We start from the raw sequence: 24,257 nt of genomic DNA, 5'->3' as shown, positions 1-24,257 counted from the left end.
CCCCACCAGACGGGGCAGTCGACCGAGGCTGGGTCCGGCCCGGTTTCGGGAGGCGCATCCGCACGCAACGGGGCATAGAGGGGCTGCTGCGAGATCCTCGCCTCCTGTCGGGGAAGACGTTATTATCGTCGGCGGACCTTTTCGTACCGTGCGATCATCAGAACGAGAGCGACTAGGACTGCTCCTCGTCGTTCTCGTAACACTCGTCCCCGTGGTAGCCGCAGTCGCGGTCCCGGTGGCAATGGCGACACCGAGTGGTGACGCCTTGTCGACGGTCGAGGGGACCGTGTTGGACCCGTCGACACCGTCCGGTTTGGAGGTCACGGCCGATTCTGGTGATCCGACCGCTCGACACTCCAGTGCCGAAGACTCGCTGGTTCAGGAGCAAGAGACACCTACTCCCACGCCCGAGGGAGCGGAGGGTGCGAACAGGTCGAACCTCCAGCACGAAGACCCAGCGGTCTATCGAGGGGACTCGGAGTTGCCAGCTCTGCGGGCTTGGGCACTCGCGCAGGCTCTCTCCCGGATAGATCTCGGGACGGTCCGTCTCGAGGAGGGGGAGTACGAGGCGGCACGGGAACTCTTCGGGGACGAGTACGACTCCACCCTCGAGCGGTACGTCGAGATCACTGATGTGACCCGTGACCGCTCGGACGACCGAGTCGCGGAGACGCTCGACCGGACCGCCGAGGAGCAGGACGAGTTCGTCGACGCGGTCTCCGACTACCAGCGGACGCTCGACGAGTATCGCGAGGCGAGAGCCGAGGGCGAAGACGAACGCGCCGACCGCCTCGCGCGCGAACTCAACTCGACAGCCGAGAGAGTCGTCCGCGAGGGGGGCGACCTCGCCGAGGTGTACCAGGCCGTCGGTCGGGTGACAGACACCGACCTGTCACCGTCGATCCGGCGCATCGGAAACGTAACCGACCGTGTCTCCGAGGAGCGTACTGCGGTTATTCGGAGCGAGTTCGACCCGACGCTACTGCAGGCGAGTGTGACGTCGGAGTCGGCCTCGTTCGTGAATCCCCTGAACCTCAGTGGCCAGCTCGCCACCTCGAACGGGACGTCGGTCTCGAACGCGACCGTGAGGGTCCGCCTCGGGAACGAAACGCTGACGGTGCGGACGACCCGGAACGGCACGTTCGACGTGTCGATCAGACCCGTACTGGTCGACGTTGGCAGACAGGTCGTCTCGGTCCGGTACCGACCACGCGAGGCCTCCCCGTACCTCGGGTCGACGACCAACGTCACGGTCGTCGTCGAGCAGGTGAGACCCCAGATGTCCGTCGACCCGGTGTCGTCGAACGTCAGTTTCGGAGAGCCTGTCCGGGTCTCGGGCCGTGTCGCCGTCGACAATGTCACCGTCGGGGGACTCCCGGTGACCGTCACCGTCGGAGACACCGAACTCGGGCGAGTGCGGACGGCAGAAAACGGTTCCTTCGCCGTCTCCGATCCGCTCCCCGCGAGAGTACCGGCTGGCACCCAGAGCCTCTCGATAAACGTCTCGACCGAGAGGGCGGCTGTTGGGGCTGTCGAGACCGTCCGGACGGTCACGGTCGAAGAGACCGGGACCGACCTCACCACCTCGGCAGGGTTCGACTCGGGGAACCTCGTCGTCGACGGGCGACTCCAGACCAGCGAGGGTCGAGCCGTCGGGGGACAGACAGTCCGAATCCTCGTCAACGGCACGGGGGTGGAGAGTGTCCGGACGAACGGCTCCGGTGCGTACGACGTGACGCTCGAACCTCGAAGTGGTCTGGTCGAACGCCAGGCGAGGACGCTGAACGTCACGGCCGTCTACGACGGGACCGCCACGAACCTCGTGGGCGACCGAGCCTCGACGACCGTCTCGCTGCCGGAGAGTCGAGACATCGCCAGTGTCTCCGACTTGCTCGACATCGACACCGGGATCGGTAGCATGAACCCCTTCTTCGGGGTCTCGGTCCCGTCGACGTTCGTCGGTCGACTGGTCGTCGCACTCTCGCTCGTGGCGTTCGCTGGACTGGTACTGTACGAGTATCGGCGTCGCTCTGGCAGGCAGCCGTCGCCAGAAGGACAACGAGTGTCGAGTCTCGAGACTGACGACGCCGAGTCCGTCGAGGGGGACGAGGGGGGTGGTGGCGGTTCAGCAGGTATCCCTTCGCCTCCCGCGGTGAGTGAGACCGAAGGCCCTCGGCAGCCGGCCCCATCGTTCGCCGAGGCCCACGAACGGCTTCGTGCGGGTGAGACGGACGAGGCCGTCGTGGCCGCGTACTTCCAGGCCCGGAGCGAACTGACGGAGCGCCTCCTCCCCGAGGTCAGTGGTACCCCGAGGCAGTTCCTCGTGGCCTGTGAGGGGACGGACCTCGCCGAGGAACGGGTCGCGGCACTCCGTCGACTCGTCGACAGTTACGAACGCGCCGCGTTCGGGCTACGGCCGGTCGACCACGAGGTCGCCCAGTCCGCGATACGCGACGCGGTAGTCGCGAGTTCACCGTCAGAGACGTGATGTGAGTCGTGCTCTCGGGGAGCTCGTGGGCCGGGAGCGCTGACGCCGGTTCGCCTCCGGAGATGGCCGAGGCGAACCGATTTATGTACTCGTGCCCGAGAGGTGAGAGGACAGATGGACGAGGATTCCACGGTTCCGGGAGACGGTCTGCGGAGATCGACCACCGGTGATGGGTCGCGGATCCGCTCGCTCGTCTGGAGCTACGGGGACCTCGGAGTCGTCGTCCTGCTCGCCTGCGTCGGTGCGGTCGCGGTGGTCCTCCCGTCGCTCGTCGCTGTCCGTCCGATACTCGCCCTGCCGCTCGTCGTCCTCTGGCCGGGGTACGCTCTCGTCGCGGCGCTCTATCCCGCACACGACGCGTTCGACGACGTCGTGGGGGAGTCCGGCGGCCTCGAACGGCTCGTACTGTCGGTCGGTCTGAGTCTGGTGACGAGTCCCCTGCTGGCACTCGTCCTGAACTACACGCTCTGGGGTGTCCGTCCGGTTCCCGTGTTCGTCGGACTGGCGCTACTCACCTGCACGGCTGCCGTGGTGGCGTGGTATCGCCGACAGCAACTCGGACCGGACCGGCGGTTCCAGGTCCGGGGAGACCAGTGGCTGACAGCGGCACGGACACGGGTCTCACAGGGTGGAACGCTCGACACCGTGCTCGTCGTCGTCATCGCCGCTGGCGTCGTCGTCTCGGTGGTCTCGGTGTCGTACCTCGCGGCTACCCCCCGTCATGGTGAACAGTTCTCGGAGTTCTACCTCCTGACCGAGACCAGTGACGACGACTACGTCACTGCCGATTACCCGACATCCTTCGTGCGCGGCGAATCGAAACCGCTCGTGGTGGGAATCACCAACCGCGAGCACCGAGCGGTGACGTATAACGTCGTAGTGGTGCTCCAGCGGACGAGTGTTGGCCCCGGAGACGGGACTCCACCCGGCGACGAGCCGCTCGAGGTGCTGGAGCGCGAGGAACTGCGTCGGTTCGAGGACGTCCAGCTCGAACACGGACAGGAGTGGCGTCAAGCGCACGAGATCCGGCCATCCGTGACCGGCGAGGACCTCCGGGTCGTGTACCTGCTCTATCGCGGTGCTCCACCACCCGAACCGACGCTGGACAACGCCGATAGATCGACGCACATCTGGATCGACGTCGCCGCCACGGAGTCGTAGGCGAGACTGGCGGCCGCGCTCTGGGGCGCGGTACCCGACGGCCGGTCCCTGCTACGCGACCCCTTCGAGACAGTGAGACACTGGTCACCAGTAGTAGTCCACCGCCAGTTCTGTCAGCGCTCGGGGATCGCTCACCGGCGTTCAATGTGTCACTCGACTCAATTGCGGACTCGAAATTCCCATTTAGTACGCCTTCCGCCGAATGGTTACTCACGACCCCTCGTCAAACCTCAATAATAAATATATTTAATATATCTATGAAACTATAATAGAGTATATCTACATATCGAGAAATTTCATAGACGGATGTCGAGGCACACGAACGAACGCACAGAACACGAGGGTGAACCGCCCTCCGAGAGAAGCGACACGAACCACGGAGATGAACGGTACGCAACCCGTCGATTCTGGCTCAAACTCACTGCGGTCGCGGCGGTTGGGTCAGGTGGATACGTGGCTGGTTCCCGACCCGGCCAGCAGTCAAACGCGACGACAGAGGCAGACGACCTCGAGAGCGCGTACGGGTACGGTGGTCCGCCGGTGGTCACGGACGAATCCAAACTCGCGGTCCTGGACGCCGCGGTCACCAGTCTGGCGACCGCCACCGAGACAGAGACGAACGACAGCCGCCCGGACGCGACGCTGGTCTCCCTCAACACGGAGGCCACGGGTGAACTGACCAGCGGTGACGTGGACTGGTTCGGATTCGACGTCGACAGCGAGACCGACCTGACGGTCGAAGTCACCCGAGATACCGGTGACGGTGTGGCCGCGCTCTCACTGTATGGTCCGGACGGGTTCCGCGACCAGGTGTATGTCGGTGGGGACACGGCACGGGTGACCGAACTCGTCTCCACGACAGGGACGTACTTCGTCGCACTCGTCGACCTCAACGGCGGGACGGGATCGTACACGCTCACCGTTACTGACGGAACGCAGGAGACCGCGACGGCCACGCCGACGCCAACCGCCACTGCCACGCCGACCCCGACGGCGACAGCGACGCCGATAGTGGACGACGACTACGGCGATCAAGATTACGGGTTCTACGGCTTCGGAGGGACCGAGTGAGCGCGACCGACCGCGTGAGCGACCGAGCACGCCCCGAACCCGACAGCACGGGAACTCCGCGGCTCCCCACGGATGGCGACCGCGGACACCCACGGAGGGTGGGCGGCGCGAGGACCGGCACGCGAACTGACGCACACGAACACCAGATTCAGAACGAACCATGACAGAGAACCACCAGTACAACACGCCGAAGAAAGGATCGACCGATTGGCACATCCCGCTCAACGAGAATTTCAAGCTCATCGACAGTGACGTCGAGATACGGGATTCGGACGCGAACAAGGGTTCGTACACTCCGAAATCTGGAGCGAAATTCCTGGCAACCGACACGGGACGCGTGTACGTCGGGGACGGGTCGCAGTGGGAGTTCTTCGGGAACATCAACCGGTCCGACGGGGACCTCCTCGTACAGGACACAGAGCCACAGTCCCCGAGCGTCAAAGACGTCTGGATCGATACCGGAAACGCTGGGCTGAACGTGTGGACCTCCTCCGGCTGGCTCACAATCGCGGGGACTGGGCCAGACAGTGGCGGTTCCAGTGGCGACGACGTAACGACGTCGACGGGGACGGTGTTCGATGCGGAGACGAACGACCTGTCGGCGTTCGGCGGTGAGGACCTGACCCTGTTCGAGCTCACGTCCGATTCCAGTCTGACAATCGACGGAAGCAGGTCGCTGATGCGAGAGCGGACGAACGGCGACAACCGTGACGACAACTATCGGACGATAGCGAGCGTGAGTGGGCTTCCCGTCTATCCGAGTGTCGGCGACACGTTCAGGTGTGACGTGCGAATCGACACCGCCAACACCTACGGGGGGGTGCTGTGGGGCGTCCAGAACACCGGGAGCGTGTCGAACCCGGAGCAGGGGTACAGGATCAGAATCGACGCCGGTGCTTCGCCGGGTGTCGAGATGGAAAGAGTGACAGAAACCCGACACCAGCACAACATCGACAGCTTGAGTTCCCTCTCGGCGATCGAAACGGAGGTCTCGACCGGGCAGGTGTACACCCTCGAAGTGACGTGGAACTCCGACGGCACGATGCCGTACACTATCTACAACTCTGACGGGTCGGTGTTCGTCGAAGACCAGAACCCGACGGCCGACACGACGTGGACGTCCGGCGGAATCGGGTTCATGTACAACGAGTCGTACAAGAACCCGACGACCCAGAGAGCGGTCTACGACAACTATGAAATCGTCTGACGACAGTCCACTCCCCCAACAGGGCGCCACGACCACTCGTCGACCGACAGCGTTCGGGCCCCGTCACCACCGGCCGGAAGGACCGACTCACGACCTCAACACCGACATAGAACGACCATGACCGACCACAGATACGCGACACCAGAGAAGGGTTCCACCGACTGGCACCTCCCCCTGAATGATAACTTCACCAGGCTCGACACGGACGTTGAGATACGAGACCAAGCGACGAAGCGGGGGAACTACGAACCAAAGAGCGGGGCGAAGTTCCTGGCCACGGACACTGGCGCGGTGTTCGTGGGCGATGGAAACAACTGGCAGTACATCGGACAGCTGGCGAGCGGTCGTGAGGTCGTCTCGGACGACGTCTCGCGTATCGACGTACAGTCGAGTGCGCCGTCCAGCCCCTCAGAGGGTGATCTCTGGGTAGATACGTCCTGAGATACATGACCACGTACTACATCGATGCCGCGAACGGCGACAACGTGAACAGCGGTTCGTCGCTGAGCGATCCCTGGGCTGACTTCGGCCCCATCGACACCAGTAACGGGAGCGTCGACCTCCAGGCAGGCGACGTCGTGAAGGTCAGGGGGGGAACCTATCCCTCCTCGACGGCGGTCAGACTGCAGGGCCTTCCCGGGCAGGAGTCGAACCGGATCGTCGTCGAAGCCTACCAGGACGAGGTCCCGACGCTCGACTTCACACAGAACTCCGGCCAAGGGGTCGACCTCAGCAACTCACAGTACACCACCTTCCGTGGGTTCGAGGTGATGCACGCCGATACCCACAACGTCCGCGCCCACGGGTCGTCGTGTGTGAACGTCGTGGTCGAGGACTGTGAGATTCACGGTCACGGAGCTGGCGACAGTTTCGGCGCCGGTATCTCGTGTGCCCTCGGAGTAGACCGCTTCACCGTCCGAGGGTGCGAGGTGTACGACGGCGTCTCCGGCGGGAATAGCGACGGAATCCGGGCCGCCGACAACATCGCCAACACGGTGATAGAGGACTGTCTCATCCACCACAACTCCGACGATGGGATCGACCTCAAGGGCTCGTCGGACGGCGGAAGTAATCCGGATCAACCGGCGCTCCTCCGTCGGGTCGTCTGCTATCGGAACGGGCGTGACCTCAGCGGGTCGATCGTCGGCGATGGTAACGGGTTCAAGATGGGCGACCTCGACAAATCGACCGGTGGGCACCGTCTGGAGCAGTGTGTCGCGTTCGAAAACGAGACTCGTGGCATCGGCAACCCCGGCATCGACATCGGCGTAGAGGTAATCAACTGCACCGCCTACAACAACGGGAGTCAGAATCTCTACCTCAGCTCGGGGGGTGTCCACCGAATCGTGAACACCCTCGGGAAGGGTGGCGGTGGATGGGACCTCAAGATCGGTTCGGAGGCAGAGGTCGTCACCTGCAACTGGAACTCGTCCGAGAGCGGGAACTTCAACGCCGACCCCGTCGATTTCCGCAGCGTCGACGTCTCGAGTCCGGATTTCCTTCGCCTCCCCGACGGGAGTCCGTACATCGACGCAGGGACGGACGTCAGTATCCCGTACAACGGCTCGGCGCCAGACCTCGGGGCGTTCGAGACTAGCACCGACAGTTCCTCGTCGGCCGTTCTGAAGTACTACGACGGGTCATCGTGGGTACGGCCCACCGACGTCGGCTGGCATGACGGAGGGTCGTTCGGCACGTACCGGGTGAAGATGTGGGACGGCAATACGTGGCAGACCGTGTTCGACGGAACCTGACCGGTCGGGGACGATGTCTCCCACCGGCTACAGAGACCCCGCCGACCGTGATCTGAGCGGTCACTAGCTGCGCCATCTCCGTCCGAGGCGCCCGATTTTGCAGAGCATACTTAATATGACTCGGATTGACACCTGTCAATCCATGAAGGGACGGGTCAGGCGAACACTCGGAGCGTTCCCCCATCTCGGCGAGGTCGTACTCCTGATCGTTCTCTGTTCCTGGTATCTCCTGAATCTCCGCGGAGCGATGAATGTGGGAGAGGTTCTCTACGCTCAGTACGGGTACTCGGCGGTCACGGGCGACCCGTACGTGAACCCGACCCACATGATCGCACCCACGGCGAAATATTTCATCGGGGTCGGGCAACTCGTCTTTGGGGAGGGGACCTTCGGAGCCAGACTTCCGGTCGTGCTGTTCGGTCTCGCGACGGTCCACGTCACCTACCGGCTGGGTGTACTGCTCGCCGACCGACTGGTGGGACTGCTGGCAGGGGCTCTACTTGGGGCGACGTACTTCTTCGCCACCAGATCGGTACTGGCCATTCTGGACGTGCCGCTAACGTTCTTCTTCGTCGGTGGCATCTACGCGCTCCTCTGTTTCGGCCGGACCGGCGAAACGAGATGGGTCGTCTGGACCGGCCTCGCAATCGGAGGGGTCCTGACGTCCAAGGCGTACGGCTTCATATACGCACTCCCGATCGTCCTCGGTGTTCTCTGGTTCCTCTGGCAGGATTTCGGTGGGCAACAACGCTTTAGACAGGCCAAGTACTTCGTCGGGAGTGCGGTAGCCTTCGTCGCCGTCGTCTATCTGCCGTACTACGTTGTTGCTCACCCACCGGTCGAGCGGGACTTTGGGGAACTGATCAAGCAGTTCCTCGGCCTTCCCGAGTCGGTCGGGGCGTTCGTCCAACTGGTGTTCAATATCCCGATCGTCGGAAACGTCGCGTACGTTGTCGGCGCGACGCTCGGTCACAATCTAAAGCACGTCGGCGGGGGGCACGCTATCGAGGTGGGTTCGACCGTCTATCGAGAGCCACCCATCTGGACGTACGTGTACTGGCTCACGACCGAAGTAGGACTGTTCTATCTCCTCTCCCTCATCGTGACCCTCGGCGGTGGAGTGCTGGGGCTGCGAAACGACGGACAGCGGGACCGAGCCTTTCTGGCGTGGGTGGTCGTCCTACCGCTGCTGTTCGTCAGTCTACTCACGGTCAAGTTCCCCCGGTACATCCTCCCGCTGGTCCCCGTCTTGGCCGTGACGGGCATCTACTACGCGGCAGACATGTCCAGCCGCCTGAGGGACCTGAACTCCTGGTCGATATCGAGACCAGATATCGACCGAGTAGTGATGCTGTCGGTGGTCGCACTGTTGCTGATCGTCCCCCCATCGCCGGTCGCCAACTCCGCCGTGAGCCCCATCAACACCGATACCGGGTACGACGAAGTCGCCCGGTTCATAGAGGAGTATCAGGCACAACACGAGGACGAGACTATAGTCGTAATCAGCTATCACGGCACCACCCTGGATTACTACCTGCAGGACGACATCGAGATCGTCGCGTTTACCCCGAAAGACCCGCAGGGGAACGCGGCGAGGTACAGTTCCTACCGGGAACGAATCGAATCGGGTGAGGTCGCGTTCGTCGTCGACCTGCGACAGAATCGCCGACTGCAGGGGACGCCGTTCTACCGATACGTCCGTTCGAACGGCGATGTCCGGATGATGTTCACGCAGTCACCGGACAGAAAGAGGCTCGTCGTGTTCGGGTTCGAGTGAACTGCCTCGTCGGAGGGTCTCGGACGACGGTGACGCCGGTGGAACAGTGTAGGCGTCGTTGCCAGTGGTGTACCGAGCACCAGCCACGGTGCCAGGAATACCCTCTCAGGAGCCAGTCGGGTACAGCCAGACATCACCACGCGACGGCTGGAGGAGACGCCGCTACAGATAGCCGAGGTCGCGTAGTTTGTCCTCGACGTCGGCCTCGAGGGGGCTCTGACCAGGTCCCCTGGGTCCCTCACCGACGCCTCGCGAGTCGAGGTCGCCGGCCAGGTCGTACGTCCCCGTGTCTTCGGCCGTCGTCACACACCAGGGAACCGTCCGTACCGCGGGAATCGCCGCCGGCGGGTGGCCGTACACTCCCCACGAACCGAACGAGTTGCCGTGGTCGGCAGTGACGACGGCCGTCTCGGCCTCGACGTTCGACAGTAGCACCGCGACGTGCTCTAGGACGTATTCGAGGTTCCGCCGGTAGGCCGTCCAGACATCCTCCCGTGAAACACGGCCCTTGCGCAGCTGATCCCAGACGGACTCCCATCGTTCGCCCACGGTGTCGAGGTCGATAGCCGAACCGAACCCCGGGTCCAGCACGGAAGGAAAATGTGGTTGCATATAGTGGACGATCATGCGGTCGGCGTCGTCGGCTCGCCCCCGGGCCACGGCCTGTGCGGTTATCGGCTCGGCCGGAATCGTACCCAGTTCCTCGTCCCAGGCGTACCGCCAGACCTCGTCGAGGGCGGCGAACTCGTCCGCTTCGAGCATCGAGTCGCTGAACGGGTTCCCCGTGACGTACGTCGTTCGCCGCATCTCTTCCCGGTACTGGGGGCTGAACGTCTTCAGCAGCCACTCCTCGGACGTCGAGCCGACCGAGCGGGTCTCGCCGAGGTCGCCGACGAACGGGTACTCACCAGCGACCTCCCGCAGCACGTCCGCGCGGCAGGCGTCGAGGACGACGAGCAGGTCCCAGTCGTGGTCGAACGGATGTCGTCCCCCGACACGACGGCTGACCTTGCTCCAGAGGAATCCGGCGTAGAGCTCGTAGAGAACGTCGCTCACGCCCTCGAAGCCGTCGTTCCGTATCTGCTCGACTATCCTCGACAGGTGCTTCGGTGGTTGCATTCTCTACCCTGCGAGATGGGAGCGTGAAGATGCAATGAAACTTTCCCCGACGGGGACGCTCGGGCGAGAGCCCGTTCGTGTGTCTCAGGAGTACATTCAATATCTCTGGCACACATCGGAACGACGATGAGCCGCGCACCGGACGCCTCGTTCTTCCTTCCGAGTCTCTCGATGGGGGGCGCCCAGCGAGTCACACTCACCATCACCGGCGGGCTCGCGGAACGGGGATACGATATCGATCTCCTGGTCGCCTACCCGGGTGGCGACCTCCGCTCCGAGGTCGACGAGCGCGTGGAGGTCGTCGACCTCGACATCCCGATAGTGCCCGGTGTCGGCCTACTGGCGGGACTCCCGTCGGTCCGGTCGTACGTTCGACGGGTCCGTCCGAACGTCTTCGTCTCCACCATGACATTCGTCAACGTCGTGACGCTCCTGTCGACGCTCGGTGACGCGGGCGGCACCAGAATCGTCCTCGCGGAGCACGATACGTTCGGGATGCCCCACGGCCCGAAGGTGCGGCTGACGCAGTTCCTCGCTCGTCACCTCTATTCGCGTGCAGACCAAGTCGTCGCCGTCTCCGAGGGGGTCGCCGAGAGCGTCGTCGCCGGCACCCGGAGTCACGCGTCGGACGTCTCCGTCTTCCACAACCCCATCGACGTCGAAGCGATCCGCGTCGAGGCTGCCACCCCCGTCGACCACCCGTGGTTCGAAGCCGAGGACCGCTCCGTAGTCCTCGGGGTCGGGCGGATGGCGAGACAGAAGGACTTCCCGACCCTGGTGCGCGCGATGGACCGTCTGCACGACCGCCGCGACGACGTGCGGTTGGTGATCGTCGGGAAGGGCCCCGCGCTCGAGGATCTCCGGGACCTGGTCGCCCGTCTCGGGCTCGAGGACGTCGTCGATCTGCCAGGCTACGTCGAGAACGTGTACGCGTACCTCGGCAACGCGGACCTCTTCGCGCTCTCCTCCATCCGCGAGGGGCTCCCGACGGTGCTCATCGAGGCGCTGGCCTGCGGGACACCGGTGGTCGCCACCGACTGCCCCAGCGGACCGCGTGAGATTCTCGAGGACGGGGCGCTCGGCCAGCTCGTTCCGGTGGGTGACCCGGAAGCCCTCGCTACAGCAGTCGAAGAGACCCTGTCGAACCCGCCGCAGGCGTCCAGACTCCGTTCTCGGGCCGACGACTTCGCTCCCGAGTCGGCGATAGACAACTACGAGGCGCTCATCGCTGGCCGGTAGCCAGCGAACGGACACGGGGAGACACTACCCTCGGTGGTCGGGTCTCGACTGAACGGTTCGTCCCCGCTGACTCGACAGTCGCCACACCTGACCCTCCGCGGTTCCCGGCCGCGCCTCAGCCCGCTCCGTCCACGGGAGTATAAGTATCCCGAGTCGTGTTCTGGCTGACTAACTAAGTACCCTCCAGCCAGTTTTCTGGTGACTAACATGTGCGGAATCGGTGGGATACTCTCCTTCGAGTCGTCGCCTCCTGACGTCGGCGAGCGGATGAACTCGGTCATGGGCCACCGAGGACCGGACGCGAGCGGTATCTACGAGTCGGGGAGGGTGCTCCTCGCCCACCGTCGGCTCAGTATCCTCGACCTGAGCGACGCGGGGCGGCAACCGATGAAGAACCGAGACGGGACGGTCCGCATCGTGTTCAACGGCGAGATCTACAACTACCGGGAGTTGCGCGATCGGGTCTCGCACTACACGTTCCGGTCGGAGACCGACACAGAGGTCCTGTTGCACCTCTACGAGGAGTACGGCGTCGAGTGTCTCCGGCTTCTGCGTGGTATGTTCGCGTTCGCCATCTGGGACGAGTCGAGAGAGCGGCTGTTCCTCGCCCGTGACAGGGTCGGCCAGAAACCGCTGTTCTACCACCACACCGACGATGCGTTCCGGTTCGGGTCGACGATCAGTGCCATCCTGACCGACGATGCCGTCGAGGCCGTCCCCGACCTCGCTGCCATCCGCTCGTACCTGACGTACCAGTACGTGCCGAGACCGAGGACGGGCTTCGACGGCATCTCCCAGCTGAACCCCGGTGAGTACATGCTCGTGTCCGACGGGGAGGTGACGAGACGGCCCTACTGGTCGCTCTCGTTCGAGCGACAGTTCCGCCCCGACGCCACGAAGCTGGCGACACGGCTCCGGGCGAAGCTACTCGAAGCGACCCGGCTCCGGATGCGGAGTGACGTCCCGGTCGGCGTCTTTCTCTCGGGCGGAATCGATTCCTCGATCGTGACGGCGCTGATGGACGCGGTCTCAGAGACACCGGTCAAGACGTACTCGATCGGGTTCGACGAGGACGCGTTCACCGAACTCGAGTTTGCCCGGACAGTGGCAGAGCAGTACGGGACCGACCACACGGAGTACACCGTGACGCCCGACTCAACGGCCGTGCTGGCCGACCTCGTCTCCCACTACGAGATGCCGTTCGGCGACCCCTCGGCCCTGCCGACCTACTACGTCTCACAGGCCGCCGCCGACGACGTCACGGTCGTCCTCACCGGTGACGCGGGGGACGAGAACTTCGCCGGCTACGACCGGTACTACCTCGACGCGCTGGCGGGCTACGCCAACCGACTGCCGTCGGAGGTCCGTACCGCGGTCCCGCCGATCATCGATGCGCTTCCGGAGCCGGCGAGACGCGCCACTCTCGTGAAACACGCACGGCGGTTCCTGGAGAGCGTGAACGGTGACGACGTCGAGCGGTACGCGAACTTCGTCATCCGAGACGAGCAACCGTCCGAAGAGTTCTGGACGGGACCCGAACCGAGCGACGAACTCGCCCACCTCCGTCGAGCCTTCGACGCGGCCGACGGGCCGACGCGCCTCGACCGGCTCATGCAGGTGGACGTCGAGACCTACCTCCCCGACGTCCTCCTCACGAAGGTCGACCGTGCGAGCATGGCCCACTCGATCGAGGTCCGCTCCCCGTTCCTAGACCACGACGTGATGGAGTTCACGAGTTCGATACCGGCCGACCTCAAGCGGCGCGGGCGGGACGGCAAGTGGTTGCTCAAGCGAGCCTTCGAACCCGATCTCCCGGAGGCCGTCCTCGACCGTTCGAAGCAGGGGTTCGGGGTGCCGGTGAACGAGTGGTTCAGAGGGGAGTTACGGGACGAGATGCGGGACCGACTCGAACGGCTCGGTACCCGCCCCCCGTTCGACTCTGACGGACTGACCGCGTTGCTCTCGGCTCACACCGACCGTACCGTCGACGCCGGCTATCGCCTCTGGGACCTCATGATGCTGGACGAGTGGTACGAACAGTTCGTCGAGGGGTGACCAGTCGGTCATCGGGCGGGTCCTTCCTCGGCTCTGGGTGCCTGCAGGGACGGCCATGAAGATATCTCCGAGAACAGCGCCTCGTAACCTTCGATCATCGCCTCGCTCGAGTAGTGTTCCAGGACGAACGCCCTGGCACGTGACCGGAGGTTCTCCGGCGGCTCCCGAACGAGTTCCACCACCGCGTCCCGGATCGCGTCGGGATCTCTTGGCGGGACGACCACCCCCGCACCGACGAGATTGGGGACGCCCCCTACTTCCGTCGCGACGACGGGCACGCCACAGGCCTGTGCCTCCAGAAGTACCGACGGCTGTCCTTCGGCGATGGACGGCAGGATCAACACGTCCGCCAGGTCGTAGTACGGTCTGACGTCGTCGACCCACCCAGTCCACGTGACGGAGTCGCCGAGCCCGAGACGCTCGGCCTCCTCGACGTACGCGTCCATCTCTTCGCCGTCGCCGACGAGCGTCAGGTGGAACTCACGGTCCTCAGGCTGTAACGCACCGAGTGCCGAGAGGAGATGCTCGACGCCTTTGACGGGACTCAACCGACCGACGAACAGCAGTTCGACTCGCTCTCCACATCCGTCCGCCCGTTCGTCCGACGGGCGGAAGTGGTCGGTGTCGATGCCGTTCGGGATGATGCGCACCTTCGACTCGTCGACCAGTTTCGGCAGGTGCTCCTCGAGACTCCTGGTCAACCCGACGACCCTGTCCGCCTGGTGGAACGCTACACGTGAGAGGGTCAGGACGAACGCTTTGCCGAACAGGTCGATCAGCCGGTTCCCGTACGTCCAGTTGATTCCGGGCAGCGCGTCGATAGTGATCACCGTCGGTGTCTCGTACCAGTTCGAGACGAGCGTCCCGACGAGCGAGGGGAGGTAGACTGCCGACGTGACGACGACGGCATCCGCACGCTTGGCTTCCCGACGCATCGTCTCGAAGAAGTCGAGGCCGGGGACGGAGTACCGAATCTTGGGGATGAAGTTCGACCGGTAGTGGAGCAACTCGACGTTCTCGTCCGAATCGAAGTAGCCGGTCGTCTTCGGGTGCTCCGCTGTCATGACGCTGACCTCGTACCCTCGGGCGGAGAGCCCGCTGGCCAGTGCGTCCGTCGTCTTGCGTATCACGTCTGCACTGTTGAGTATCAGAATCCTATTCATCGCACGCTCCGTCGTCTTGGCGAGCCAATCACGTACCGAGGGCAATAGTATACGCTGGGTACCCACGGGTCCGTGGGCCGATGGGATGTCCCCCGTCGTCCGGATATCGGTGAACGCCGCGTTAGCCAATATATAATCATGTAACGCTCGGAAAAACGGACTATTCAGAGTCTCCATGTCGGCGACGGGCGACAGTACCCCCGACCACAGCAAGCTCTCCCGCGGGGTGGCCGAAGAGAGCGAACCGAGGACCATCTGGATCCTCGTCATGTCCCTCTCGTTCGGCGGTGCCGAGCGGACCATCGTCGATCTCGCGAACGGACTCGCTGGCCAGCAGTTCGAGGTCGTTGTCTGGACTGTCTTCGACGTCTGCCCGCTCGCCAGCCGACTCGACGACGCTGTCACCTACCGAACGCTCGGGGTCGAAGCCACACGCGGGGACGACCCGCACGAGATTACGGGGGCGGTCGACCCACGTATGTACATCGCGGCACCCCTCCAGTTTGTGCGGGCCGTCCGCCTCGACCGACCAGACATCGTCCACTCGTTTCTCTTCTACGAGAACATCATCTGTCGCCTCGCCGGCCTCGTCTCGCCGGGGACCGTCGTCGTCAACGGCGAGCGCGGGTTCCACAACTCCACGAGGACGCTTCTCCACGTGCTGGACCGAGTCACGTTGCCGTTCGCTGACGTCGTCGTCTCGAACTCCAGGGCCGGTGCGGAGCACTACCTCGAACGGGGGGTGGAGTGGTCGAACCTCCGGGTAATCCCGAACGGGCGGCGGCTGGACGAATACAGGGACGCGTCGGGGGGCGGCCTCCGTGCCGCCCTCGGTGTACCTCCGGACGCACTCGTCGTGGGGACTGTCGGGCGACTCGTCGAGCGGAAGGGACACTTCGACCTCCTCCGTGCGTGGGCACGGGTGAGCGATGCCGTTCCCGACGCCCACCTGGTAGTCGTCGGGTACGGCCCCGAACGGGACGCGCTCGAGGCGCTCGCGGACGATCTCGGCGTCGGGTCGACGGTCCACTTCACCGGCGCACGCGACGACGTCCCCGAACTGCTCGGCACGATGGACCTGTTCGTGTTCCCGTCCCACTGGGAAGGGCACCCAGGGGCGTTGCTGGAGGCGATGGCTGCCGGGCTCCCAATCGTCGCCACCACCGTCCCCGGAAGCGACGAACTCGTCTCCGACAGAGAGACCGGCCTCATGGTGCCACCCAGAGACCCGGTCTCGCTCGGAGACGCCGTGGAACGGCTCTGCCGGGACTCACAGCTCGCATCGGAGCTGGGCGAGCGGGCGCAGGCCGAGGCCTTCGAGCGGTACACGCTGGCGCACATGGTCGACCGTTTCGAAATCCTCTACGAGGAGCTCACGTGTCCCGCGAGTCCCGAAGACCGGTAGTCGTCCTCGACGACGCGCAGTCTCTCGTTCGTCTCGGGACGGCGCGGTCGGATTCTCCGAGGACTGCTATGGCTGGGCCCGTGATCCCGGACGGGGAAGACCCTGCTTGTCGTCCCACCTCCCGCCGCTGGACAGTTCGCCAGCCGCCCGACACCGGTGTGCTCTCGGACCCATTTCTGTCGACCGGAATGTATTATCAATATAACAATAATTACATGTCGTGGAACGGAGATGCACGAGCGTGGTGGATCGCAGAACCGTAGTCAGGGTGGGCTTCGTCCTCGTACTGGCCGTCCTGGCGATCCCGATCGGGAGCGCGTACGGGTCGCTCGGTACCACCAGTGACGGTGGCGATCCGGTAGCCGAACGCACCGCGCCGCCCCGGGACGACGTGACCGTCGTCACGGCCGACGCGTTCGGGTCCGGTCGCATCGCCGCGTACGCGCCGAACGGGAGCGTGCTGTACTACAATGACACCTACAAGTACTACCACGACGTCGATCCCGACCCGCCCGGCGAGAGGACCGTCATGTACGTCGGCTCCTACGAACTGAACGCCTCGGCGTGTCACTCGGAGTTATCGTGTGTCCGGAGCGTCGTCGAGCGGCTGAACCTCACGACGGGCGATGTGACGCGGCTCTACTCGCGGACCAGTACCGCGAGCGGTGGCGCCATCCACGACGTGGACCGGGTCGGCGAGTCACGGCTGCTCGTGGCGGAGATCGCCCAACCTGACCGGGTCTACATCGTCAACACGACGACCGGGATCGTCGAGTGGGCCTGGCCGGTCCGGTCGGCGTACGACCACGACAGCGGCGGTCGGTTCCCCAGCGACTGGACGCACCTGAACGACGTGGAGTACCTGGCCGACGGGCGGGTGATGGTCAGCCTCCGCAACCAGGACCAAGTCGTCTTCGTCGACCTGGAGACGGGCCTCGACCGCGAGTGGACCCTCGGCGAGGACGACGACCACGCCACCCTTTACGAACAGCACAACCCCGACTACATCCCGGCGGAGCAGGGTGGTCCGGCGGTGCTGATCGGCGATTCCGAGAACGGTCGGGTCGTCGAGTACCAGCGTGAGGGCGACAGCTGGCGGCGGTCCTGGGTCTGGCGCGACGCCCAGATGCAGTGGCCCCGCGACGCCGACCGGTTGCCGAATGGCCACACGCTGATCGCGGACACGAACGGCGATCGAGTGCTCGAGGTCGACCGGAGCGGGCAGATCGTCTGGTCACACCCGTTCCCGGGACCGTACGACGTCGAGCGGCTCGGTACCGGTGACGAGAGTGCCGGCGGACGGAGCGCCGCAGCACTCGGGCTGGAGTCCCGGTCGACGGACGGGGGCGTCCGCGGGAAAGGCGACGGCGGAGGGACAATCGGCCCGGCCGCACGGCTCGTCGTGTTCATCAAGGACCTGTTGCCGAGTCCCGTGGTCAACGGGCTGCTGTTCTGGCTCCCCGACTGGATGAGCGCGCCCGCGCTCTTCGCCCTCGTCGGACAGCTCGGCGTGGTAGCGGTCTGGGCGGCCACGGAAGTCCGCTGGTCCCAGTACGTGGTCCGCGTCCGCTCACCACTGGCCGTCACGACGTCCGACGAAACAGCCGCCGACGCCGAGCGCGCGGGCGACCCGACCGTGTCGGCTCCCGACCGGAAGGACTGACAGGGAGGGCCGTAACGACTCACCGGCGACAACTGACTCCCCGGCCATCACCGACTCCGTCCGGGTGCTCACCGGTACTGGACTACGAGAGTGGACGGCGAACGTCACGGCCAGCGATGGGTGTGTGAGACAGTCCTCTCAACGAGCGAGCGCTCGTCGGCTCCTCCGTCGAAGTACGGGCCTGGCATCGACAGTTCCGCGAGTCAGTACACACCTCCGCGATATACAAGCTCGAACGGGATCTGAAGCGGGGGATGCCACTAGCCTGTAGCGACCCGCCACCGCCGTCCTCTCCGGTGCCGTGGCTGTGGCGGTCAGACCTGGCCGGCTCCGTGTTCCACCCGAAGTCGGTCGACGACCTCCCGGGCCGAGGCGAGTATCGCTTCCGGGTCACTCCCGCCGCCGTTCGCCAGTTCGTCGGACCCACCGGCCGAACCATCCAGAGGCGCCAGCACCTCGCGCGCGACTTCGATGGCCGAGACCGTGTCCGACAGATTACCACCGACGCCAACGGAGACCGAGCCGTCCTCACGGCCGACTGCGACCACGACCCCTCGGTCGTGTTCGACCGCCTGGATGGCGACCTGTCGAGCGATCTCGTGGTCGGCCTCCGGGGGATCGGCGAGATAGATCGGGGAATCGTGTCCGTCCTCGGCGCGTTTCCTTCCAGCCTCTAGGCCCCTCCACCACGCGCGTGCGGCGGTGGCGCGGAGTTCGGCGTTCAGTTTCTCCTGCTCTGCGACCCGGTCCTGGAGTCGCCCGAACTGTTCTGGAACCTCCTCGAGCGGGACGTTCGCCACGTCCGTCGTCGAGTTCAGTAACGCTCGCCGTGCAGTATCCGCCGAGTCGTCGGCGTCCGTCTCGAACGCCCCCGCATCCCAGTCACGACTCGTGGTCAAGGCTCGTCTCGTGGCTCGGTGTCTGAGATACCAGTAGAGGTTCGTCCCGAGGAGGACCAGCAGTTCGGCGGCCGCTCTCCACGGCACCCGTCGGCCCCGGGGGTCCGTCCGGCTCGCTCGACGTTCGTCGTGCACTCCGACGTCGTCACGGTTTGCGTCCGTTGACGCGCGTGACGCTCGCCCGTCTCCGGGGTCAGTATCAGTTGGACTCATGTTTCGAAGTGATCAGTTGTCGCGGACCCAGTCGCTTGGACTCGTTGCTGTAGCCTCTGGATGCGTGGGCACCGTGTGCACGGTGAAGCAGCACGTGGCCCGGCCTCCGTGTCGATGGGTAGTGGTCGGTCATTCGTGGATGAACCGCTTCAGTCGAGGTCCAACCGAAGGATGGGTGACGACCGGACTCAGCATCCGGGCCACCGGTTCCAGGCTCTTGAGCGACGAGACGTCCGCGCGGGAGGCCCTGTGCGCAGGGGTAACGAAGCTTGCCAGCGGTATCTCCGTCCCGCCAAACTGCTTCTTGAACTCGTGTACCCCCGTGCCTGGCTCGGTCCGGCCGAAGTCGACCACCGAGAGATCGGACGCACACGCCCGCTCGATGCAGTCGACGTACAGCAGGTGGTTCGGCCGGGCGTCGTCGATACGCCCGCCCGTCCCGTTGAGGAGGAGGTGGCGGGTGTCGCCGTGGACCAGCGACAGGAGGCCCGCTACGTGTTCGTCACCCTTTCGGGCTGTGTGGAGGCTGAAGTCCTCACCGAACGCCTCGGAGAGTTCCCGGACGAACGAGCGGGGGAACTGTGGGCTCCCCATCCGTTCCATCGTGCCCCTGTAGAGTTCGTAGAACGTACTGAGGTCGACGCTCTCCTCGATCGATATCCCGTGGTCTCTCGCCCGCCGGACGTTGCGTCTGAGCTCTCCGTCGAACACGCGCTCCCAGAGACGGTCGAAGGGAAGTTCGACCGACAACCGGACCGCACACCCGGTCTCGATACCGCCGTACCCCGCCGTACTGTACCCACGGACGCCCGAGAAGGGACAGTCTTTCACGACGACCGAGTCGAGTCGGCCACGCGAAGCTCCCAGCGCCTCCAGTACCACGACCGGGTCGACACCTTCGGCCAGCAGCGGATAGCCGTACTCACAGAAGGGGTTCACGACGCTCCTCCCGAGGAGTTCCGGAACGCGGAATCCCGGAATCGCCGCCAGTACGCGCCGGCCTCGGTCGAGTACCATCCGGTAGGCAGGATCGTAGTCGAAGGCCGCCTCGACGGCCCGTCTCCACTCGAGCGTGTGGAAGGCGGTCGTGGACGGGTGGTCGGACAGGAACGACTCGTACTCGGGCTCGTCGGCCGGCGACACCGGTTGGACACGTATCTGCGAGTCCCCTCTGTCGGGGGTGCCGACGACACTCGCCACACGGCGTCCGTCAACCACCGACTCCGGTCGACTCGTCGCTTCTCTCGTGGTTGTCCGGGGCTGTTGGCCCGGTTCACTCATCACCCTCACCTCTCGGTCGCCACTTCAGTCGAAACGTGGTCGGGCCGCTCCCGAGTCTCCCGCCCTCGCACACCGACTCGAGGGGGTTCCGTGACAGCAGATCGGTACGTGATCGTTCGTCTCGCCCCGGCGACGGGGGGTCCACGGCTGATGAGCGATTTCGCAAGCCAACGGTGACCCGCGTGGACAGGGTCACGATCGCCTCCCGACCGGCGACCTGAGTCGGTACCCGGCCCACCAGCTTTCCGCGGCTCCCCAGCAGACGGCTGCGAGGACACCGACCAGCACGGCGAGGAGGTCGAACACACCCATCCAGACCGGTGCGACACTGGTGATGCCGTTCGCGACCTTCGTCGGGACCAGCCCCTTGAGGCCAATCTTCGCCTGTTCGAGTAGTGAAGTGGACCGGGCGTCAGCGCTCGAACCCGCCCCATCGAGATCCGTCGACGAACGGAGGCCCGCCTCGACTGCCGACGGCCCACCGGCACTCTCGTCCCCGGTCTCCAGTCGCTCCGCCTCGTACGGCCGTGGGAGGTCGAAGGTCCACGTCACCCGCCCCTCTCGGTCGACCTCGACGACTCGGCCGCCGTGGGTGTCGGTCACGAGCGTGTGCCCGTTCGGGAGCCGGTCGGCGTCGCGGGGCCACTGGAGCGTCGAGTCGGTCCAGGCCCACGACTGGTTCCACCGCCCGTCCTGTCGCTGGTACTCGACGACGAGGTTCCGCTCCGAGTCCGCGACGAGGAGGGCCGGGCCGCCGTTCTCTCGGGGGATGTAGTCCGGGTTGTGTTGCTCGTAGAGGATCGAGTGGTCGCCGTCGGCCCCGAGCGTCCACTCGTCCTGGACACCCTCGGGCGGGTCGAGGAAGACGACCTGATCGTGGTTCCGGAGACTGACCACGATCCTGCCGTCGTCGAGTACCTCCACGTCGTTGAGGTGAGCCCAGTCGTCGGGGAACGGACCGCCGCTCGACAGCGGTGCGTACGACTGGAGGTTCCAGGCCCAAGAGACGGTGTCGCTCGTCACGTTGACGACGGTCACCGCGTTCCGGTACATGTCCGCGATGACGACGTGGTCGTCGTCGAGCCGGTCGACGTCGTGCCACTCGGAGGCCCGGTACCGTGGGTCGATGCGGGAGTACAGCACCGTCACCTCACCGGTAGTCAGGTCGACGCGTTCGACCAGTTGTCGAGCACAGTGTCCGTCGGGTTCGACGGGTTCGCACGCCGCGTCGCTCGAGTCCAGCTTGTCGGTCGCCGCGTACAGGAGCGTCCGGTCTCCCCCGGGAACCGGATCGACGTCCCAGTAGCCGTCGTGACGGCCGGTGTGGAACGTGACGGTCCCGTCCGGAGCCAGGACGAACAGGTCTCCGTCCTGGTGGGACGTGACGACGGTCGTTCCGTCGGCGGGCGGGGCGACGGGGGTCCGCTCTTCGGGGGGGAGAGCTGCCTGCGCCCGCAGTTCCGCGTACGGGTCTGCCACGGCTGCGCTGCTGTTGGCGACGACGAGGAACCCCGCGGAGACGACCACCAGGACAGCGAACAGGCCTCGAACGAAGGTCCGAGTCGGGACCGGGCTGCTGGTCGCCGCCGTCATCGACGCACTCGCCCCCGACAACGGGCGGCGCGGTCAGTCGGTCGGTTCCAGTCACCAGTCGACCCTCTGGTACGCCGACCGCGGACGCGCTCGGTCGTCTTCGTTCGGACGTCGGTCTGAGAGCCGTGTCGACGGCCGTGCCGGGACTGCATACGCTGGGGGAGATGGGGCACCACCCCTCAAAGTAAGGGGTCGGATAATCACGGTCGACCGCTCTCCACCGACGACCAGGCCGCGGGGCGGAACGCACAGTCGCCACAATCGCTATTACGACGGGGACACTCCACGTTCGTGTCCGATGGACGAGACGAGTCCCCGGCAGACGGCAGCGCAGCACGAGTCCGGGGACGGCCTGTTGCGGCCGTTGCGTTCACCTACATCCCGTCGGTTCCTCGTGACTGTCGGCGTCCTCGCGTTCGCAGTAGAGTCCGTCCTGCTGGTAGTAATTCCGCCCGCCACCGGCTTCGAATCGTCACTGATTGCGGCCTATCCGCCGGTCTTCTGGGCCGTGTTCACCGTCGTACTGGTGACCGCGACCCTGCTGTTCGTCGCGGCCGGAGCGTTCGGGAGCGGTTGGCGGGCTGGTTTCCTGTTGCTCGCCGCCAACTACGGTGTGTTCTTCTTCCTCCCACTCCACCGGGGATACCACCTCTACGATCGCAGCCGCGCCGACTCGCTCGGCCACCTGGGGATGGTCAAGGAGGTCCTGATCGAGGGAAGCGCCCCCGTGGTGTTCTACCCCCTCGAACATCTGCTCATCGCGGAGTTCTCGATGACAGGATTCGAGCTCGCGCCCTCGAGGTACCTGTTCTCGTTCCTCTTCACTCTCCTCTTCATCGCCAGCGTCGGGATCCTGCTCCGACGGCTGACCGGCCAGTCGCGGGCCGTCGGGTTCGGTCTCCTCGGGGCAACGCCGCTCGTCTTCGCGGAGTTCCAGGTCCGGATTCACCCAGCCATCTTCTCGTTCATGCTCGTCCCGGTAGTGCTCTATCTGGTCGAGCGCATCAGGGACGACCACGACCTCTCGGACGTCGGCGCCCTCCTCCTCGTGGCCGCCGCCGTCGTGTTCTTCCATCCGATGACGACGGTGTTGCTCTGTCTCGTGCTGGCCACCGTGGTTGTGTTCCAGCGTGTCTACCGACGACTGACTACCGAGACGCCTCGACCCATCAGCCCGTACCTCCCGCTAGTCGTCGTCCCGACGGCGGTGACCTGGTACCTCGGGTTCAACCGGACGAAGGTCGCCGTGCAGGGGGTCTTGTTCAATCTCTTCGGTTCCGGTGATAGAGGGCTCGCTCGTGACCAGCTCCAGCAGGCACAGGAGGGAGGGCTCTCGCTCGCCCAACTCCTCGTCAGACTCTTTCAGAAGTACGGCGTCGTCCTGCTCGTCTGTGTGCTCGCCGGGCTGTTCGTCCTCCACGTCCTCCTCCAGTACCGTCGCAGACGGACGAGCTACGCCGATACGTACGTCTCGACACAGTTCGTCGTCGGGGTCGGCGTCACCATCGCCTTCCTCTTCATGTATCTCGTCGCGTTCGATCCGATACGCGTCTCGCGCTACATGATCACGATGGCGGTCATCGCAGTCGGGATGCTCGCCTATCGGGCTAACGAGGGGGAGATCAGGGTCTCCGGTCGGCCCGTCGGACGGGCCGTCACGGTAGTGGTCGTCCTCGGTATCGTCGCCGCGGCACTACTCGGAACGTTCGTGGGGACGACCTACTGGGTGAACATGCACATGACCGAACCCGAGTATCAGGGCACGGAGTTCGTGCTCGACAATCACGACCCAGGCCTGCACGTCTGGACACACCACATCTCGGTCAAGATGCAGTGGTACATCTACGGTGACCGGACCCACCACTTCCCCTTCCCGATGGGGCCCGACTACCAGATACCGGAACGGTTGGGCTATCTCGAACACGACCGGGCGAGTGCGACCTACGGTGAAGCCTACGTCGTGACGAACGAACACGACACGACGTTCTACCAGGCGGACTACTTCACCCCCAGGCAGCGAGAGACCCTATTCCTGTACGACGAATCCGACGTGGCACGGATGGGACGAGACCCGACGGTGAACCACGTGTACACGAACGGTGGGTTCGAGGGGTGGCTCGTCCAGAACGGGACGAGTTCGGGTGCGCCGTCCTGAACCGAACACCGGAC

General features: G+C 65.0%; 17 protein-coding genes. 12 read left to right on the top strand and 5 right to left on the bottom strand.

Going from position 1 to position 24,257, the window contains the following annotated elements; genetic code table 11:
• The first annotated feature begins 148 nt into the window (after positions 1–148).
• The 7 genes from N0B31_RS20010 (at position 149) to N0B31_RS19980 (ending at position 9,458) form a co-directional block, all read left to right on the top strand.
• Positions 149–2,488 (top strand): DUF4129 domain-containing protein, encoded by a 2,340-nt coding sequence (locus tag N0B31_RS20010; RefSeq protein WP_260593410.1) that lies wholly within the window; start codon positions 149–151, stop codon positions 2,486–2,488.
• Between the two features lie 114 nt (positions 2,489–2,602).
• Positions 2,603–3,649, top strand: coding sequence for a DUF1616 domain-containing protein (locus N0B31_RS20005; protein ID WP_260593409.1), 1,047 nt, complete (start codon positions 2,603–2,605; stop codon positions 3,647–3,649).
• Positions 3,650–4,189: 540 nt separating this feature from the next.
• Positions 4,190–4,720, top strand: coding sequence for a hypothetical protein (locus tag N0B31_RS20000; protein WP_260593408.1), 531 nt, complete (start codon positions 4,190–4,192; stop codon positions 4,718–4,720).
• A gap of 160 nt (positions 4,721–4,880) precedes the next feature.
• Positions 4,881–5,927, top strand: coding sequence for a hypothetical protein (locus tag N0B31_RS19995; protein ID WP_260593407.1), 1,047 nt, complete (start codon positions 4,881–4,883; stop codon positions 5,925–5,927).
• 117 nt (positions 5,928–6,044) lie between these two features.
• Positions 6,045–6,368: a hypothetical protein gene (locus N0B31_RS19990; protein WP_260593406.1), complete on the top strand. Its 324-nt coding sequence runs from the start codon at positions 6,045–6,047 to the stop codon at positions 6,366–6,368.
• 5 nt (positions 6,369–6,373) lie between these two features.
• A complete protein-coding gene (locus N0B31_RS19985) occupies positions 6,374–7,681 on the top strand; it encodes a right-handed parallel beta-helix repeat-containing protein (protein ID WP_260593405.1) in 1,308 nt (435 codons plus the stop codon).
• A 142-nt stretch (positions 7,682–7,823) separates the two neighbouring features.
• Positions 7,824–9,458 (top strand): glycosyltransferase family 39 protein, encoded by a 1,635-nt coding sequence (locus tag N0B31_RS19980; RefSeq protein ID WP_260593404.1) that lies wholly within the window; start codon positions 7,824–7,826, stop codon positions 9,456–9,458.
• 162 nt (positions 9,459–9,620) lie between these two features.
• Here N0B31_RS19980 and N0B31_RS19975 read toward each other — a convergent pair whose 3' ends face one another.
• The gene (locus tag N0B31_RS19975) at positions 9,621–10,577 is read right to left on the bottom strand and encodes a hypothetical protein (RefSeq protein WP_260593403.1); all 957 of its coding nucleotides are present in this window, start codon (positions 10,575–10,577) and stop codon (positions 9,621–9,623) included.
• Positions 10,578–10,703: 126 nt separating this feature from the next.
• Here N0B31_RS19975 and N0B31_RS19970 point away from each other — a divergent pair, with 126 nt between their 5' ends.
• Positions 10,704–11,816, top strand: a complete 1,113-nt coding sequence (locus N0B31_RS19970) for a glycosyltransferase (RefSeq protein ID WP_260593402.1) — start codon at positions 10,704–10,706, stop codon at positions 11,814–11,816.
• A 207-nt stretch (positions 11,817–12,023) separates the two neighbouring features.
• The gene (gene asnB / locus N0B31_RS19965; RefSeq protein WP_260593401.1) at positions 12,024–13,871 is read left to right on the top strand and encodes an asparagine synthase (glutamine-hydrolyzing); all 1,848 of its coding nucleotides are present in this window, start codon (positions 12,024–12,026) and stop codon (positions 13,869–13,871) included.
• A gap of 8 nt (positions 13,872–13,879) precedes the next feature.
• Here asnB and N0B31_RS19960 read toward each other — a convergent pair whose 3' ends face one another.
• The gene (locus tag N0B31_RS19960; protein WP_260593400.1) at positions 13,880–15,034 is read right to left on the bottom strand and encodes a glycosyltransferase family 4 protein; all 1,155 of its coding nucleotides are present in this window, start codon (positions 15,032–15,034) and stop codon (positions 13,880–13,882) included.
• A gap of 175 nt (positions 15,035–15,209) precedes the next feature.
• Here N0B31_RS19960 and N0B31_RS19955 point away from each other — a divergent pair, with 175 nt between their 5' ends.
• Positions 15,210–16,439: a glycosyltransferase gene (locus tag N0B31_RS19955; protein ID WP_260593399.1), complete on the top strand. Its 1,230-nt coding sequence runs from the start codon at positions 15,210–15,212 to the stop codon at positions 16,437–16,439.
• A gap of 244 nt (positions 16,440–16,683) precedes the next feature.
• Positions 16,684–18,102, top strand: coding sequence for an aryl-sulfate sulfotransferase (locus N0B31_RS19950; protein WP_260593398.1), 1,419 nt, complete (start codon positions 16,684–16,686; stop codon positions 18,100–18,102).
• A gap of 314 nt (positions 18,103–18,416) precedes the next feature.
• On the opposite strand, the gene N0B31_RS19945 is transcribed toward N0B31_RS19950, so the two are convergent.
• From N0B31_RS19945 to N0B31_RS19935, 3 genes are all read right to left on the bottom strand, one after another.
• Positions 18,417–19,001: a DHH family phosphoesterase gene (locus tag N0B31_RS19945; RefSeq protein ID WP_260593397.1), complete on the bottom strand. Its 585-nt coding sequence runs from the start codon at positions 18,999–19,001 to the stop codon at positions 18,417–18,419.
• Between the two features lie 342 nt (positions 19,002–19,343).
• Positions 19,344–20,357 (bottom strand): lipid II:glycine glycyltransferase FemX, encoded by a 1,014-nt coding sequence (locus tag N0B31_RS19940; protein ID WP_260593396.1) that lies wholly within the window; start codon positions 20,355–20,357, stop codon positions 19,344–19,346.
• Positions 20,358–20,687: 330 nt separating this feature from the next.
• Positions 20,688–22,088: an arylsulfotransferase family protein gene (locus tag N0B31_RS19935; RefSeq protein ID WP_260593395.1), complete on the bottom strand. Its 1,401-nt coding sequence runs from the start codon at positions 22,086–22,088 to the stop codon at positions 20,688–20,690.
• 298 nt (positions 22,089–22,386) lie between these two features.
• On the opposite strand from N0B31_RS19935, the gene N0B31_RS19930 reads away from it, so the two are divergent.
• Positions 22,387–24,243, top strand: coding sequence for a hypothetical protein (locus N0B31_RS19930; protein ID WP_260593394.1), 1,857 nt, complete (start codon positions 22,387–22,389; stop codon positions 24,241–24,243).
• Positions 24,244–24,257: the final 14 nt, after the last annotated feature.

It is taken from the genome of Salinirubellus salinus, from assembly GCF_025231485.1.
In the GTDB taxonomy this organism is placed as follows: Archaea; Halobacteriota; Halobacteria; order Halobacteriales; family Haloarculaceae; genus Salinirubellus; species Salinirubellus salinus.
Note: the sequence above shows the minus strand (reverse complement) of the source record. Positions and strands in the feature narration are given on the sequence as shown.

Coding starts and splice junctions, on each gene's coding strand:
- N0B31_RS20005 (WP_260593409.1), top strand. CDS start 2,603: ATGGACGAGGATTCCACGGTTCCGGGAGACGGTCTGCGGAGATCGACC.
- N0B31_RS19995 (WP_260593407.1), top strand. CDS start 4,881: ATGACAGAGAACCACCAGTACAACACGCCGAAGAAAGGATCGACCGAT.
- N0B31_RS19990 (WP_260593406.1), top strand. CDS start 6,045: ATGACCGACCACAGATACGCGACACCAGAGAAGGGTTCCACCGACTGG.
- N0B31_RS19985 (WP_260593405.1), top strand. CDS start 6,374: ATGACCACGTACTACATCGATGCCGCGAACGGCGACAACGTGAACAGC.
- N0B31_RS19980 (WP_260593404.1), top strand. CDS start 7,824: ATGAAGGGACGGGTCAGGCGAACACTCGGAGCGTTCCCCCATCTCGGC.
- N0B31_RS19975 (WP_260593403.1), bottom strand. CDS start 10,577: ATGCAACCACCGAAGCACCTGTCGAGGATAGTCGAGCAGATACGGAAC.
- N0B31_RS19970 (WP_260593402.1), top strand. CDS start 10,704: ATGAGCCGCGCACCGGACGCCTCGTTCTTCCTTCCGAGTCTCTCGATG.
- asnB (WP_260593401.1), top strand. CDS start 12,024: ATGTGCGGAATCGGTGGGATACTCTCCTTCGAGTCGTCGCCTCCTGAC.
- N0B31_RS19960 (WP_260593400.1), bottom strand. CDS start 15,034: ATGAATAGGATTCTGATACTCAACAGTGCAGACGTGATACGCAAGACG.
- N0B31_RS19955 (WP_260593399.1), top strand. CDS start 15,210: ATGTCGGCGACGGGCGACAGTACCCCCGACCACAGCAAGCTCTCCCGC.
- N0B31_RS19935 (WP_260593395.1), bottom strand. CDS start 22,088: ATGACGGCGGCGACCAGCAGCCCGGTCCCGACTCGGACCTTCGTTCGA.
- N0B31_RS19930 (WP_260593394.1), top strand. CDS start 22,387: ATGGACGAGACGAGTCCCCGGCAGACGGCAGCGCAGCACGAGTCCGGG.